General features: G+C 46.5%; 15 protein-coding genes and 4 tRNA genes. 4 read left to right on the top strand and 15 right to left on the bottom strand.

The window, feature by feature from the left end; genetic code table 11:
- Window positions 1-443: 443 nt before the first annotated feature.
- From speE to BN587_RS07030, 15 genes are all read right to left on the bottom strand, one after another.
- On the bottom strand, window positions 444-1,298 hold the full coding sequence (gene speE / locus BN587_RS06960; protein ID WP_009144908.1) for a polyamine aminopropyltransferase: 855 nt from the start codon (window positions 1,296-1,298) through the stop codon (window positions 444-446).
- A gap of 13 nt (window positions 1,299-1,311) precedes the next feature.
- A complete protein-coding gene (locus BN587_RS06965; protein ID WP_021720419.1) occupies window positions 1,312-2,760 on the bottom strand; it encodes an aminotransferase class I/II-fold pyridoxal phosphate-dependent enzyme in 1,449 nt (482 codons plus the stop codon).
- Between the two features lie 123 nt (window positions 2,761-2,883).
- The gene (gene ilvB, locus BN587_RS06970; RefSeq protein ID WP_021720420.1) at window positions 2,884-4,545 is read right to left on the bottom strand and encodes a biosynthetic-type acetolactate synthase large subunit; all 1,662 of its coding nucleotides are present in this window, start codon (window positions 4,543-4,545) and stop codon (window positions 2,884-2,886) included.
- A 29-nt stretch (window positions 4,546-4,574) separates the two neighbouring features.
- On the bottom strand, window positions 4,575-5,114 hold the full coding sequence (gene ilvN, locus BN587_RS06975; RefSeq protein WP_021720421.1) for an acetolactate synthase small subunit: 540 nt from the start codon (window positions 5,112-5,114) through the stop codon (window positions 4,575-4,577).
- Window positions 5,115-5,745: 631 nt separating this feature from the next.
- Window positions 5,746-6,432: a hypothetical protein gene (locus BN587_RS06980; protein WP_021720422.1), complete on the bottom strand. Its 687-nt coding sequence runs from the start codon at window positions 6,430-6,432 to the stop codon at window positions 5,746-5,748.
- Window positions 6,433-6,451: 19 nt separating this feature from the next.
- Entirely contained in the window at window positions 6,452-7,300 is an 849-nt protein-coding gene (locus BN587_RS06985) for an NERD domain-containing protein (protein ID WP_021720423.1), read from the bottom strand.
- A gap of 183 nt (window positions 7,301-7,483) precedes the next feature.
- Window positions 7,484-7,568, bottom strand: a tRNA-Leu gene (locus BN587_RS06990).
- A gap of 270 nt (window positions 7,569-7,838) precedes the next feature.
- Window positions 7,839-7,914 (bottom strand) — tRNA-Lys (locus tag BN587_RS06995).
- 2 nt (window positions 7,915-7,916) lie between these two features.
- Window positions 7,917-7,992 (bottom strand) — tRNA-Gln (locus BN587_RS07000).
- A 42-nt stretch (window positions 7,993-8,034) separates the two neighbouring features.
- Window positions 8,035-8,110: transfer RNA gene (locus tag BN587_RS07005), tRNA-His, on the bottom strand.
- A gap of 143 nt (window positions 8,111-8,253) precedes the next feature.
- Window positions 8,254-8,628, bottom strand: a complete 375-nt coding sequence (locus BN587_RS07010; RefSeq protein WP_021720424.1) for a RidA family protein — start codon at window positions 8,626-8,628, stop codon at window positions 8,254-8,256.
- Between the two features lie 25 nt (window positions 8,629-8,653).
- Window positions 8,654-9,541, bottom strand: coding sequence for an L-serine ammonia-lyase, iron-sulfur-dependent, subunit alpha (gene sdaAA / locus BN587_RS07015; RefSeq protein ID WP_021720425.1), 888 nt, complete (start codon window positions 9,539-9,541; stop codon window positions 8,654-8,656).
- Between the two features lie 10 nt (window positions 9,542-9,551).
- Window positions 9,552-10,217, bottom strand: a complete 666-nt coding sequence (sdaAB, locus tag BN587_RS07020) for an L-serine ammonia-lyase, iron-sulfur-dependent subunit beta (protein ID WP_021720426.1) — start codon at window positions 10,215-10,217, stop codon at window positions 9,552-9,554.
- Window positions 10,218-10,226: 9 nt separating this feature from the next.
- Window positions 10,227-10,667 (bottom strand): HutP family protein, encoded by a 441-nt coding sequence (locus BN587_RS07025; RefSeq protein ID WP_021720427.1) that lies wholly within the window; start codon window positions 10,665-10,667, stop codon window positions 10,227-10,229.
- 49 nt (window positions 10,668-10,716) lie between these two features.
- Complete coding sequence (locus BN587_RS07030) at window positions 10,717-12,159, bottom strand: sodium:solute symporter family protein (protein ID WP_044484485.1); 1,443 nt, start codon at window positions 12,157-12,159, stop codon at window positions 10,717-10,719.
- 276 nt (window positions 12,160-12,435) lie between these two features.
- Between BN587_RS07030 and BN587_RS07035 the strand changes: the two genes are divergently transcribed.
- From BN587_RS07035 to BN587_RS07050, 4 genes are all read left to right on the top strand, one after another.
- Complete coding sequence (locus BN587_RS07035) at window positions 12,436-12,675, top strand: TIGR03905 family TSCPD domain-containing protein (protein ID WP_021720429.1); 240 nt, start codon at window positions 12,436-12,438, stop codon at window positions 12,673-12,675.
- Window positions 12,676-12,846: 171 nt separating this feature from the next.
- Window positions 12,847-13,797 carry a magnesium transporter CorA family protein gene (locus BN587_RS07040; protein ID WP_021720430.1) on the top strand — a complete coding sequence of 317 codons (951 nt, stop codon included), beginning with the start codon at window positions 12,847-12,849 and terminating at the stop codon, window positions 13,795-13,797.
- A gap of 9 nt (window positions 13,798-13,806) precedes the next feature.
- The gene (locus tag BN587_RS07045; protein WP_021720431.1) at window positions 13,807-14,037 is read left to right on the top strand and encodes a hypothetical protein; all 231 of its coding nucleotides are present in this window, start codon (window positions 13,807-13,809) and stop codon (window positions 14,035-14,037) included.
- A 28-nt stretch (window positions 14,038-14,065) separates the two neighbouring features.
- The coding region (locus tag BN587_RS07050; RefSeq protein ID WP_044484487.1) for a helicase HerA-like domain-containing protein at window positions 14,066-15,629 on the top strand (1,564 nt) is incomplete at its 3' end.

Genomic DNA, 15,629 nt, shown 5'->3' on the forward strand with positions numbered 1-15,629 from the left:
CTTGTTCAATTTGCACTTGCAATCTACCAAATTAAATAATATGGAAAATAAAAGCTAATTTCAAAGTCTCTCCTTGGGGAGAGGTGCCGAGTAAGAAATGGACTATAACTCCATCCCCTCTCAGTCGCCTGCGGCGACAGCTCCCCCCAAGGGGAGCCTTCTCTTTCTCTACTTCCAGTACATCTAGGCGCCACAACAACGCATATGATGCACTATCGTGTACATCTTTACCATAGACGCGCGAGAAGGTATCAGATGCTAGGCGCAACGACGACGGCGTACTCCCGGTACGTCTAGGAGTTGCAACAACGCAGATGATGCACTATCGTGTACATCTTTACCATAGACGCACGAGAGTGTATTAGATGCTAGGCGCGGCGACAACGGCGTACTATCAGTACGTCTAGGAGCCGCAACGACGCAGATGATGCACTATCGTGCGTCTAGCGCTCTTCTTCCTCCAGCATATCTTCAACATACTTAGGCAGCATAAACGCACCCTTATGCAGATGCTCGGAATAATACCATGTTTTAATACCACGCTCCAGCCACTTCTTGGCATCAAAATCCTTCAGCGGATGATACTTCTTGGAAGCGAAGCCGAACAGCCAGTAACCGGAAGGACAGGTCGGAATGTGCGCCTGATATACACGGCTGATGGGAAAGCTGTGGCTGGCCTTGCGGTGCATGGCGCGGCAGGTTTCCTCGTCCTCATCGTAGAAGGGACTGCCATGCTGATAAACCATGATGCCGTCCTCTTTGAGTGCGCGGAAACAGTTACCATAAAACTCCTTGGTAAACAGACCCGCTGCATGACCTAAGGGATCAATAGCATCGCTGATAATCAAATCGTATTCATCAACCTTGGTACGCAAAAAGCGCAGACCGTTAGCGTTGAAAACAGTTACGCGCGGGTCATCAAGACCGCAGGCATTGTCTGGAAAATAGTCACGGCAGACATCGATAAAAACATGGTCCGTTTCTACTACGTCGATTTCCTCTATTTCATCATAATGCGTCAGCTCGCGCGCAACACCGCCGTCGCCGCCGCCGATTACCAGTACCTTGCGCACATGCGGATGCACTGCCATAGGCACATGGACAATCATTTCGTCATAAACAAATTCGTCCTTTTCCGAAAAGACTATGGTACCGTCACAGCTGATAAAGCGGCCGAATTCCTTGGATTCAAAAACGTCTATTCTTTGGAAATCCGTATCCGCACCGAAAAGCTGCTTTTCGATTTTGATATCCAGCTTCACATCTTCTGTATGATAGTCAGAAAACCATAGCTCCATTTAATCACGTCCTTTATACTAATACATTGATATTATTAACATCCGGATCCTCAGGTCCCTGCATTGAGCAGCCCTTTTCCTTGGCGTAAATAATATAATCGATAATATCCTTGGTGATAACCTCACCCGGTGCCAGAATAGGAATTCCCGGCGGGTAGCACATTACAAATTCACTGCAGATGCGTCCCGCAGTTTCGCGTATAGGCAAAGATTCATCCTTGGCATAAAAAGCCTTCTGCGGCGAAACAACAACCTTAGGCGCGATATATTCAGTATTGAGCATTTGCGACGGATCCTTGGAATACAGGCGCTTGATATCCGCCAAAGCACCCACAAGACGTTCAATATCCTGAATACGGTCACCGATAGAAATATAAGCAAGAATATTGGCGATATCACCGAACTCAATCTGGATATCATATTCATCGCGCAGCAAATCATAAACCTCGATGCCTGCCAGACCGATATCACGCGTATAGACCGAAAGCTTGGTAACATCAAAATCATAAATACTGCTGCCGTTTTTCAGCTCGCGTCCGTAAGCATAAAAGCCGCCAATAGAATTGATTTCCTCACGGGCATATTCCGCCATCTCCTGCACTTTGCCGAAGGATGCCTCACCGCGCATATACAGGTTACGGCGTGAAATATCCAGGCTGGAAAGCAGAAGATACGAAGCACTGGTAGTCTGCGTCAGATTGATAATCTGGCTTACATACTCCCAGTTGACATTAGGCCCTGTCAGCAGCAGGCTGCTCTGCGTCAGACTGCCGCCCGATTTGTGCATGGAAACAGATGCCATGTCAGCACCGGCCGCCATCGCATTAACAGGCATATTTTTTCCGAAATAAAAATGTGTACCATGCGCCTCGTCTACCAGGCAGAGCATGTTATGCTCATGCGCCAGCTTAACGATAGAACGCAAATCCGAACAGATACCATAATAAGTAGGATTGTTTACGAGCACTGCCGTAGCATCGGGATTAGCCTTAATCGCCTTAGCTACCTCGCCGATCTCCATCCCCAGAGAAATTCCCAGCTTACTGTCAACCTGAGGATTGATATAAACCGGAATCGCGCCATTAAGTACTAGCGCGTTAATCACACTTTTGTGTACATTGCGCGGCAGGATAATTTTATCGCCTGCCTTACAGGAGGACAACACCATGCTTTGCACTGACGAGGTCGTACCTCCTACCATAAAGAATGCGTGTGCCGCACCGAAGGCCTCTGCTGCCAGCTCCTCTGCGTCACGGATTACCGAAACAGGATGGCAGAGATTATCAAGAGGCTTCATAGAATTTACATCCAGGTTTACGCATTTTTCTCCCAGCAGCTCACGAAGCTCCGGGTTGCCACGACCGCGCTTATGACCTGGTACATCAAACGGTACAACGCGCTTTTTACGAAAACGCTCCAGTGCCTCGTACACCGGAGCAGAAGTTTGTGATAAATTTCCCATTTTCTTCTCCAAAGCATAAAAAAATAAAAGGACAGATGATATTTTCTTCTGTCCCTTTATCGTAACATTTTTAACCTGTTTCAGCAAGAGTTTTAAGGGCAACTAAGCAAAATCTTAGCCAATTCAGTTTATCTCATCGTTAGCGAATTTTACAAAATCATTAATTCCCAGTCCCGGAGCTACCATCGGGAGCACCATATTTTTAGGATTAACGCAAACCTCTATAAGATAAGGCTTCCTGCATTCCCACGCCTTGGCCACTGCCTGAGCCAAAGTCTCCGGCGTATCCGCATGCTCACCTTCAATTCCGAAGGCAGCAGCATATTTTACAAAGTCAACATAGCCCGGCAGCTCGCAGGACGTAAAGCGTTTGGCAAACTGCACCGTCTGCAGCTGGCGTATCATTCCCAGTCCGCTGTTATTGAACACTATAGCGATAACAGGCACATTATTGCTGGCAATAGTAAAAAGCTCGCTGCCAGTCATCTTAAAGCCGCCGTCACCGCTTATACTGATGACACGGCTCTGCGGACGCGCCAGCTGTGCGCCTAACGCAGCAGGCAGACCGAATCCCATCGTTCCCAATCCGCCGCTTGTCAGCCACTGGCGGGCAAACTGTATCTTCAAATGCTGCGCTGCCCACATCTGATGCTGGCCTACGTCCGTAGTAATAATATAATCCTTGTCCTTGAGCACCGGATTCAATGCTTTAAAGAACTTGGGCGCCTCCTCGTTTCCAAAATCATCGTCCATCCCCGGCCAGGAGTTTATTTTGTCCCACCACGAGCTCAAATCGTGCGGCTGCGCTGCCTTTTCCAACGCATTCAGCGCTGCCACCATATCGCCGGTGATGCCTATGCCCGAATCAATATTTTTATCTACCTCAGCAGGGTCGATATCCAAATGGATAATAAGCTTGTTGGCACTATAGCTGCTGCGCTCGCCTGTAACGCGGTCATTAAAGCGGCTGCCAACAGCCAAAATCAGGTCGGCTTCCTTAACGGCATTATTGGCACGTTCATGTCCATGCAGGCCTGTCATTCCCAAAAACAGCTGTCTGTAGGCGCTAATCGCACCAATCCCCATCAACGTGCTGACAACCGGAATATGCAGCTTTTCACACAAATGCATGGCATCATATTCTGCATTGGCATTGATAACGCCACCGCCGACCAGCATTACCGGACGCTTTGCCTTATTGATAGCCGCTGCAGCCGCTGCCACACGTTCAACATCAGGCTCCAACGGCTGCAGCTCCGCCAAACGGGCTTTCTCAAAATCTATCAGCGCCGTTTGCACATCGCGCGGCACGTCTACCAACACCGGTCCCGGGCGTCCTTCACGCGCCAGCTGGAAGGCAAGTCGCAATGTCTGCGCCAGGTTTTCCGGCTTTTTAACTAAAAAATTATGCTTGGTAATAGGCATTGTAATACCGGTGATATCTACCTCCTGGAACGCGTCATGGCCGATAAGCGCCCTGTTTACCTGACCTGTAATGGCCACAACCGGTACGGAATCCAAAAATGCCGTTACCAGGCCTGTGACCAGGTTGGTTGCACCGGGACCTGATGTAGCTATACACACGCCAACATTACCTGAAGCACGCGCAAAGCCGTCTGCCGCATGCGCAGCACCCTGCTCATGCGCCGTTAATATATGTTGTATCGGACTTTGCCGTAATGCATCATAAAAAGGGAGAATCGCACCCCCGGGATATCCGAAAACCGTTGTTACCCCTTCTTCTGCCAGTATTCTGCACATAATCTCTGCGCCGCTTAACTGCATACGCTCACTTCCTTCCGCAAATCTATCTCTTATATTGCCGCATGACCATCATCCAGCGGTGGCCATTCAAAACGTGATTTCTCCACAGCCAGTGACGTATCACCGCGCTCTAAAGCAACAAGGCCGGTCTGTACCATTTCGGTTACGCCGTATGGACGCATGACATCAACAAAAGCGCGTAGCTTGCCTTCATCACCGGTAGCAACAAATATCAGTGACTCACCTGTTACATCCACTGCATGCGCACGGAACACTTCCGCCAGCTGCAGCAGCTCCGGACGCTTATTCCCAGCCTTTACCTTAACCAGAATCATGCTGCGGGTAGCACTGGATTTAGGAGGCAGTACCTTGACACGCTCTACCTCAACCAGCTTCGCCAGCTGTTTGGTAACCTGGATAATGGTCGGCTCGTCAGCCTCCATCGTCACTGTCATACGTGAGAACTCCGGGTTTTGCGTCGTGCCTACAGCCAAGCTGTCAATATTGAAGCCACGGCGTGAAAACATACCTGCTACACGCATCAGTACGCCAGGCTGATTACGTACAACAATCGATAAAATCTGCTCCATATCTTTCCCTCCTGCAATAACATGTCTACAGCTCTGATGCTCTTGCAAAACTGTCCTGCTCGCCGGCATCATATAATCAGTGTTTTTTTATTATTTCAGCAAGCAAGTTTTTTGTCAACGAAAAGTGTAATATTTGTGAATTATTTTCCTATTGCGCCTCTTTAATGTAAATACTATTACAGATTTCAGTGTACAAAAAAGCTCACGCAGCTATTGCTACGTGAGCAGTAAAACCTCCAACAGCGTTCTTTTGTTTAACAGTTGAAGCAAATAATCAAAAAGCTCACGTGACCATTCCACGTGAGCCTGATTTATAAGGTACAACGCGTTTTTTACGAAAACGCTACAGTGCCTCGTACACCGGAGCAGAAGTTTGTGATAAAATTCCCATTTTCTTCTCCAAAGCATAAAAAATAAAAGGACAGATGATATTTTCTTCTGTCCCTTTATCGTAACATTTTTAACCTGTTTCAGCAAGAGTTTTAAGAGTAACTAAGCAAAATCTTAGCCATTTTAGTTTATTTTATCGTTAGCGATTTTGACAAAGTTTTTCATAGACGCACTAAAAGCTACTATCACACAAAAAGCATAAAAAAATCGGCATGAATTTACAGAGATAAGAAATAACAAACTATTTATCTGCCCTATAATGAACAGCCAGTTGATCAGGATACTCTATATGTGGTGTTCTGAATGTATAATACTTACTTTCGCCATTAACCTCTATCTTCATACATAGCAAGCCCTGTAACGATTTATCTTCTTTAACAGGTGCATAACCATCCTTCCATCCCGAAGAATTAAAAGTATCTCCATTTCTCCATTCTACGTTTGCTAAAAATACCGGCAATTTCAGTTTACTAAACGGCGGTAAAATTGTATTAACCAACTTATCCGGTTTTCCTGCATCACTATATCTCATTCCTACAAAAAATGGCAACCCGTTATAATCTCCTAATTGTATCAGGGATTCATTCCATTTTATAACAATAACATCTTCACCAAGATTTTCTAAATTTAAAGCAATTCCTTTAACACCAAATACGCAAGGTGTACCGCCCATTCTTTTTTTATAATAGTACCATCCAGAATTTTCCAAATCGCATTTAAGCCTCCATTCCGGTATAGCACATGGATACAAGTTTTCAGTACTGATCTTAAGATTATTCTCGTATAAATTACTATACGGTTCATCTTGAACATATCTTATATATTTATATGTATCAGAAACACCATCTCCTTTTAAACGCATTGCTTGAACATCGTTAACCAAAGCTAAACAAGCAACTAACATTAAAAACGCTACTACCTTTTTCATTTAATCTCCTCCTAAATTTTTATTGTTTATTCTCGGTATATCTGCATTTCGGGTAATTTGAACAACCATAGAATTCATGTCCGGCCAGCGCCCCCTTTTTCGCCACACGCAATACTAACTTGCTACCACACCTAGGACACACTTTATTCTGCTGAAGCCTTCGCAAATTCATTCTCTCTTGCAGATTTTTTATATGTTCCTGCTTTTGCTCTTCTGTCAACTGTGTATATGGATATAGCAAATCGTAGTACTTATTAATTTTTTCTTGATTAAATATAGTTTTGTTCGTATATTTCTGTATACTAGCAGCTAATTGAAATTGTTGAGTCAATATAACATCATCACTAAAAATAGTTACATCTTTAAATTCGCATCTATCCGAAAACACTATTACTGAATAAATTTTTCCATCAAACAATCCTAATTTTTTTCGCAAGTATTTTATGTGTGTTCTATTCTGCCAAACAGGATTATAAAAACGCTCTTTTTGTGCAGAATAACCTTCGCCTAATAAAGATTGTGTCCACCATGCATTCCGTTCATTCCCGAAAATCCAACCACCATAATTTTTGCTTTCAAATACATATATTCCACTATGATGTATCATTATTGCATCAATCTCAGTCGTTTCTTTGTTTTCCATCGGCAGATAGCAATTAAACAAAAAACTCGCTCCATCCATCTCATAATGAAATAATGATTTATAAATCTTATATTCGCCATTCTTACCTTTATCAAATTCTACATCCCAAAATGAATTTTTTGTTATTTTTCGATACTGAGATTTATTGTAATTGTCTACTTCTCTGGCACTATGTATACAATAAAGAATTATACACGCTAAAAAAATAATGAAAACTATCGACATGCTTAACCAATCCTCAATATAAAAATTTAATCACAATATTAGTTTATTACTATTATTTCTACTCGGTCAATTCATTATTTATTTCCAAGATAGCATTGTTCAAGAATCATTAGAATAAACCTAAAGGCAAACTATAATCAAAAAGCTCACGTGACCATTCCACGTGAGCCTGATTTATAAGGTTGGTGCGAGTGACAGGAATCGAACCTGCACGCCGAAAGGCGCTAGATCCTAAGTCTAGTGCGTCTGCCAGTTCCGCCACACTCGCATATAGAATATTATAGCATAACAAGAACAAATCAATATATACCTTAAATCATTTTTTCAATCGTTGGTATGCTTATAATAAAGAACAATATGAGAAATATAAAAAGTACAGAAATACCACTAGTAGTCTAGTGCGTCTGAAGTAATTATAACTTGTAGTCTAATGCGTGTCAATAAAAGTTTTAATCAGTAAGAATCATAAAACAATTATTTTGCCACCATCTGTATAAACAAAAAGCCGTCCTTCTTTCGAAGAACGGCCTTAAATTCGTGGTGATCCACCCGAGACTCGAACTCGGGACACCCTGATTAAAAGTCAGGTGCTCTACCAACTGAGCTAGTGGATCATTGGCTGGGGCGGCTGGACTCGAACCAACGCATGCGGGAGTCAAAGTCCCGTGCCTTACCGACTTGGCTACGCCCCAAGCTTATTAGTGGTTATTCAGATTTATCCAAATCTGAAAAGGTGGGGTGACTGGTGGGAGTCGAACCCACGCGTAACGGAGCCACAATCCGCCGTGTTAACCACTTCACCACAGCCACCATCTTGTTTCCAAGCTGAATAGCTTGGCGACGAATAGTATTATACTATATTCCCGGCACTGCGTCAATAGGAAAATTTAATTTTTATAAAAAATCTTACGGCAATCACCGGACATAGTCAAAAATTGCTTCGCAGCAGTTAATCAGCGGCGGGCAATAACCTCAATTTCTACATGAGCGCCTTTCGGCAGAGCTGCTACCTGTACAAAGGAGCGTGCCGGCGGCTCAATCTTAAAGGTTTTTGCATAAACAGCATTAATAGCATCAAAATTCTTGATGTCATCTACAAAAATAGTAGTTTTTACAACATCCATGAATCTGAAGCGTGCTTCCGTAAGGATAGCCTCAATATTGTCTAAAACCTGCTGAGTTTCAGCTTCGATAGAGCTTTGAACCATTTCACCTGTTTCCGGATTGATAGCAATCTGACCGGATACAAACAGAATCGAACCTGCCAATACAGCCTGAGAATAAGGACCTAAAGCTTTGGGTGCATTTGTTGTTGCAATAACTTCCATGATTAAAGTCTCCTTTGCTACTTTTTTATTTACGGGCAAAGTATTTTTTCGCCCACTCTATAGCCGAAGGCGTTGCGGCCATACCGCCGCCTGCGGTTTCCTTCAAAGCACAGGGAAGTGCATCCCCCACGCTCTTCATGGCATCAATTGCTTCATCAGCATTAATAAAGCTGCTGATTCCGGCCAGCGCCAGCTCTGCTGCGAGCAGTGCCTGCAAAGCACAGGCTCCGTTGCGTTTAATGCAGGGTACCTCTACCAGCCCTGCCACAGGATCGCAAACAAGGCCCAACACGTTTTTAAAAACAACCACTACTGCCGTACCTACCTGCTGCGGTGTGCCGCCCAGCATAGAAACAGCAGCACCTGCTGCCATCGCCGCAGCACTGCCGCATTCTGCCTGACAGCCACCCATAGCACCTGCCAGAGAAGCGCGCTCGTTGATTACCATACCAATACTGCCGGCAACCACCATACCACGCTGCAAGGTTGCATCGTCCAGTCCGCAGTGCTTTTTCAGTGCGAAGAACACTCCCGGAAGCACGCCGCTGGCACCTGCGGTAGGAGCAGCAACTATACGTCCCATGGCCGCGTTGCATTCACCAACTGCTGTAGCATAGATAACTGCATCCAAAGCCTTCTCGCCCAAAAGATTGACAAAGCCTTCGGCGCCTGCAGCTGCAGCCAGCTTTTTGGCATCGCCGCCGGTCAGACCGCTGTGCGAGCGGACACCTGATAAACCATGCTCTACTGATTTCTCCATGACGTCCAGCATTTCCTGCATCTTCGCCAATAAATCTTCCTGACTGCATTCCAGCTCACGCATATTGTAGTCTATAAGAAATTCGTCTAATGGTTGCTGCCATTCAGCAGCCTCTTTAATCCAGCTGTTCAAAGACAGCATTTCTTTTTTCATGCTGCACCCCTTACAAAACACTGACGATAAAACGCACCGATTCTATCTGCTGCAGCGCGCTTATAAGATTGATAATCTCCTGCGGCACTGCCTCATCACATTCAATAACCATAGATGCCATACCGCCCTTGTCGCTGCGGAACAAGCGCATCGTAGCAATATTTACGCCGGCATTGGCCAAGGTACTGGTAACCAGCGCAATAACACCTCTTGTATCAATATGCACTGTCAAAATAGCAGGCAGGCGTCCAGTGAGCTCTACAGGGAACCCATCAATTTCCGTAACCTGTACCTGACCGCCGCCAACAGAAGAACCGACGATATCACAACGGGCACCATTTTCTGCAGTCAGCTTAAAAAGCACAGTGTTGGGATGAGCCTTATTGCCCAAATCAATTTTATGATAAGAATATTCTAAGCCGTTTTTCTCCGCATAGCTGTCAGCCTGCGGAATGCGTTCATCATCCGGCAGCCAGCCCATCAGTCCGGCAAGCAGCGCCATATCCGTGCCGTGTCCCTTATAGGTTTCGGCAAAGGAGCCATGCAGATAAATTTCTGCCTTTACCGGCTTAGCGCCAAGAATACTGGCAGCCAAAAGTCCCAGACGAACAGCACCGGCAGTATGCGAGCTGGAGGGACCAATCATCACCGGTCCGATAATATCCAAAATACTCATAAAGCACCTCTATTCATCACTGGCCAGCGAACGATGTGCCAGTCCGACACACAGCTCATTGAGATTCAGCACGCCAACGCCCATATAAATAGCAACGCAAAGATGCTCTCCGGCGCGGGCAATACCGATTTTGCCACCAACATTGAAGCCAAAGGCCTTAACCTTCACCTGCTCCAGTGCTTCGTGCGCCGCACCGGCCACAGCACCCGCACCCACATGAGATTCGGTTACAAGTCCCTGACGCTGCGCAGCCACTACGGCACGCTCGACAATTTTTACAATAGAAGGAATAAATTCACCGCCGAAATCAACAGCTGTCGAACGGATACCATGCTCCGCTAAGCGTTCCTTTACCTTCGTTTCCTCCACGCGACTGGAGGTAAGTGCAATACGCAAGGCAGCACGGCCGATTTCGATGCTGTTGATGCAGCTTTTACTACATTCATGCATGTTAGTCACACCCCTCACAAAACAAATTTTATATCAGCAGGCGCAAAGATTATTCGTCCTCTTCAGGAACCTCTACAACCTCTTTGATTTTATTTTTATCCAGCATTGCTACCAGCAGGAAGGTAATAATGCAGATAGGCCATTCAAAGTAAATTACTTCGTTGGCAAAAAGCGGTTTGATGCCTGCCAGCGGGCTGCCGGGAACAAACCAGAGAGCAATGCCGAGAAGGCTCACCAATGTAGTCCAGAAAGCAGAGCTGCGACGGCACAGGCCGGGAGCGAACATCGTAAAGAAGAATACACAGGTCAGGCCGCAGGTCATAGACAAACCGGCAATCATCGTCTTAACAATGCCTGCTGCATTGAAGGCAAACCACAGAGTAATCAGGCCGACAGCAAATACAGACAGGCGGTTGATGATGACAAATTTATTTTCCGCAACAGCAGGATTAATAAAGCGTTTATAAATATCATTGCTGAAGAGCGTAGCCGCACCCAGCAGAATAGTGCAGGCAGTAGATACATCCGCAGCCCACAAAGCAGCCAGAGTTACACCGCCGGCAAGAGGATCCAGAGTCATAACAACCTTAGGCATAGCAAGTGCAGCCTGCGCCACCGGCATTTCCGGATACATAGCCTTGCAGACAACGCCCAACACAGCGCAGATGAAGCCAACCGGGAAAATCATCAGGCCGGCCAGAACATAACCGTTGCGGGCAGCCTTGGCATTTTTCGCACCGCAGGCAATCTGTACAGGGCCCTGCGCAGTAATAGTCTGGGTAATCATAACGATAATCCAGCCAAGAATAGTAGCAAAAGCCAGGCCTGCTACCGGACTGCCCATAACCTCGGGGTTAGGCAGCTTACTGAGCACTGCATCCCAACCGCCTACGTTGGATACAGATTGGATTGCAGAGTAGATAATACCGATATAAATCAAGGTAACACTGACGATATTTGCCAGACCGCTGGACCAAAGACCACCAATCAGCGTAATGCCGATAAATACCACGGCACTCATAATCATACCGCCATGGAAGGAGAAAATCTCCGGCAGCAGCGAGGACAAAATCGCACCGCCTGCCATGTACTGCAAAGCAGTAATAACGCACATAATGATAACCAGACCGATTGCAGCGATGGCACGGCCTTTGGTATCATAATAGAACTCAAAGAATTCCGGAATAGTGGAAACCTTCATAGAACGCAGCTTTCCTGCTGCCAAAAGGCCCATAACAATAGCACCGATAGACCACGCGCCGTTATACCAGCCTGCTGCCAGACCAACACTGAAGGCACGCTGTGCTACGCCGACGGTAGAAGCAGCACCTACTGCCAGGCCGGTAACATTGACAGCTACCAGAATCGTGTTCAGCTTACGTCCGGCCAGCAAAAACGCTGTCGAACCCGAATCAGCCTTGTGCTTAACCCACAAGCTGATGCCAAAAAGCAACGCGATGTACACTACGACAATTACCAACTGAATAGACATAAAAACTACACTACCTTTCTTCCATGCTACAAAAGCATAATACTTGTGCTGTAAGAATATAAACCATGCTACCATCCTACAACGTACAATAATTTGTCTTATATTATACCAACTTTTTTTAGTAAATTAAAGCTCCCGCCAAAACTTTTCTGCAGCGGGAAAATTTTTGAAATAAAATTTACGTAAAATCTTTCTTGCGCAAGCGTAAGAAAAAGGATTTTATTTATTTTTGTCGAATTGTCTAATGTATGTTGTAATACAATGGAGGAAAGAAATATGTTTACTTATAAAACCTGCGGAGTCTGCTCCCGCGAGATTCATTTTGATATAGTTGACGGCAAGCTGCACAATGTAAGCTTTGACGGCGGCTGCCCCGGAAATCTGACTGCTATCGGCAAGCTGGTAGAAGGCCAGGACGCTAAAACAGTTGCCGATTTGCTCAAGGGCAATGACTGCCGCGGCCGCGGCACCAGTTGCGCTGACCAATTGGCCAAAGCTATCGCCGAACATCTGTAATTTATAAAAATTGGTGCTTTATCACAAAATTAATTAAACAGGCGTGAGAGAAAGTGCCGGATGCCAGGCAATGGCGACGACGGCGTACTTCTCGTACGTCTAGGAGCCGTTGTGACGCAGACGTTGCTTTATATCACGCCTGCCAGGAAAGAGGAAAGGAGGAACCCTACTATGTACAAAATTTTAAAAAGTACCGACCAAGGACTGGACGAGCTGGAGCTGGAGCATCTGGAAAAAGGCTACTGGCTTGACATAGTGGCTCCTTCTGTAGAAGAGCTGCAGGAAATAGCAGCAGCGACAAAAATCCAGATGGATTTTTTGAGTGCCGCACTGGACGAAGAAGAAAAATCCCGTATCGAAGTGGAAGATGACCAGATTCTGATTTTGGTCGATATTCCTTTTTTACGCAGCAATAAAGATTATGACACCCTGCCTTTAGGCATCGTAGTAACCGAAGAAGGCATTGCCACTATCTGTTTGGAGCCTAACGCCGTAACTGCAGACTTTGGCACGCACAACAGCAAAATGTTCAGCACCTTCAAAAAAACGCGCTTTTTGTTCCAGATTCTTTATAAATCCGCTACTCTCTATCTGAAATATATCCGTATCATCATCCGCCGTACGGACGAACTGGAAATTCACCTGCGCCAGTCCATGGAAAACAGCGAGCTCTTCAACCTGCTTGATCTGCAAAAGTCCTTAACCTACTTTTCCACCTCTCTGCGCAGTAATTCCATTGTACTGGAAAGATTGCTGCGTCTGCGTAATGCGACGCAATCCCAGCATCTTATAAAAGTATACGAAGAAGATGAGGATTTGCTGGACGATGTTATCATCGAATATAAGCAGGCTGTAGAAATGGTTGAAATGTACAGCCACATTCTTAACAGCATGATGGAAGTTTTTGCCAGCATCATCAGCAACAACCTGAACCTGGTCATGAAATTTTTGGCATCCGTCACCATTATTTTGGCGATTCCTACACTCATCAGCGGTTTGTGGGGCATGAACGTACCTGTTCCCTTTGCGGAAAATCCCTTCGGGTTCCTTATCGTCATCAGTCTGGCGGCATGTATAGCCATCGGCACTGCCTTCCTGCTGTGGAAGAAAAGAATGTTCTGAGGTTAGAAAATGTCTAAAGTTACGCAAGAAAAACTGCTCGCCGGAATTATTTTCGGCGATACTGATAATGAAGAATATATTTACCTGCCCGGCGGCGAGGTTGGCAGCGAAGCGCCTCTTTGTGTGCTGGAACGCGGCGGCAGCCGCGAGGACCTGCCTCTTGAAGAAGCGGCACAGCAGGTTCATCGTCTTGCGCTGCGCCCCTGCGCTCATCCTCTGTGGGGCAAGCGTTCATACTAAGTCTTAATGCCGCGAGGAGGAATGCAAGATGTATATCCCTAAACTGCATAAAATCTGGCTTTGTCAAAATGACAAGGGCGGTATCTATATGTATCCCAAAATGGCAAATCGTCACGGCCTGATTGCCGGTGCTACCGGTACAGGCAAAACCGTTACGCTCAAAGTGCTGGCAGAAAGCTTCAGTGAAATGGGCGTACCTGTTTTTCTGGCTGATATCAAGGGCGACGTTTCCGGTATGTGCCTGCCCGGTGAGGACAGTGAAGGCTTCCGCAAGCGCTTAAGAAATAAGCTTGGGCTGGAAACGGAATGGAAATTTGCTGGTTATCCGGTACGCTTCTGGGACGTTTATGGCAAGGGCGGCATTCCCGTACGCGCTACCGTTTCGGAAATGGGACCTGATTTGCTCAGCCGTCTGCTGGAGCTTAACGACACCCAAAGCGGCGTGATGAATATTGTTTTCCGCGTAGCAGACGACCAAGGCCTGCTGCTGTTGGATTTCAAGGATTTACGCAGCATGGTGCAATACGTCGGTGATAACGCAGCTCAGTTCAAGACCAGCTACGGCAACATTACTCCCGCCAGCATCGGTGCTATCCAACGCTCCTTACTGCGTCTGGAGGACCAGGGTGCGGATATTTTCTTTGGCGAACCGGCACTTGATATCAAGGACTGGTTTGCTACGACAGAAGACGGCCGCGGTGTTATCAACCTGCTGCACGCTACCGAGCTTTTCCAACGCCCGCTGCTCTACTCCACCTTCCTGCTGTGGATGCTTTCCGAGCTCTACGAAATGATGCCGGAAGCAGGCGATTTGGATAAACCCAAGATGGTCTTTTTCTTTGACGAAGCACATCTGATTTTTAAGGATGCACCGCAATCCCTTTTGGATAAGATTGAGCAGATTGTCCGCCTCATCCGTTCCAAGGGCATCGGTATTTACTTTATCACCCAACAGCCGACCGACGTACCGGAAAGCGTACTGGCACAGTTGGGCAACAAGCTGCAGCATGCACTGCGCGCCTACACTCCTAAAGAACGCAAGAGCCTTAAAGCTACCGCGCAATCCTTCCGCGAAAACCCGGCATTAGACGCCGAAGCTGCCTTAGGCGAGCTTGGCACAGGCGAGGTTCTTGTTTCCACGTTGGACCCCGAAGGTATTCCTTCCATCGTACAGCGTGCCTATGTAATGCCGCCGCGCAGCTATCTTGGCGTGTGTGATGACGTCAAACGCCAACAGCTGATCAAAGACTGCCCGCTCTACAGCAAATATGCCGAAGCTGTTGACCGCGAATCCGCCTACGAGCTGCTGACACAAAAGGCAGAGGAGGCACAGGCGGAAGCCGAAGCGGCAGCGAAGGCTGAAGCTGAAGCGAAGGAAGCAGCGCTGAAAGCAAAAGAAGAAGCTAAACAGGCCAAGGAAGCTGAACGCGCCGCAAAAAATGCGGAACGTGAACGCATTGCAGCAGAGCGTGCTGCGCAAAGAAGCAGCGGCCGCCAAACCAAGGGCGTGTTGGACAAGGTATTTGACAGCGCCGTCAATTCCGCAACCCGTACAGTAGGCAGCCAAATTGATATGTACCCCCAATACTGGA

This window comes from Phascolarctobacterium succinatutens CAG:287, assembly GCF_000434895.1.
Classification (GTDB): Bacteria; Bacillota; Negativicutes; order Acidaminococcales; family Acidaminococcaceae; genus Phascolarctobacterium_A; species Phascolarctobacterium_A succinatutens_A.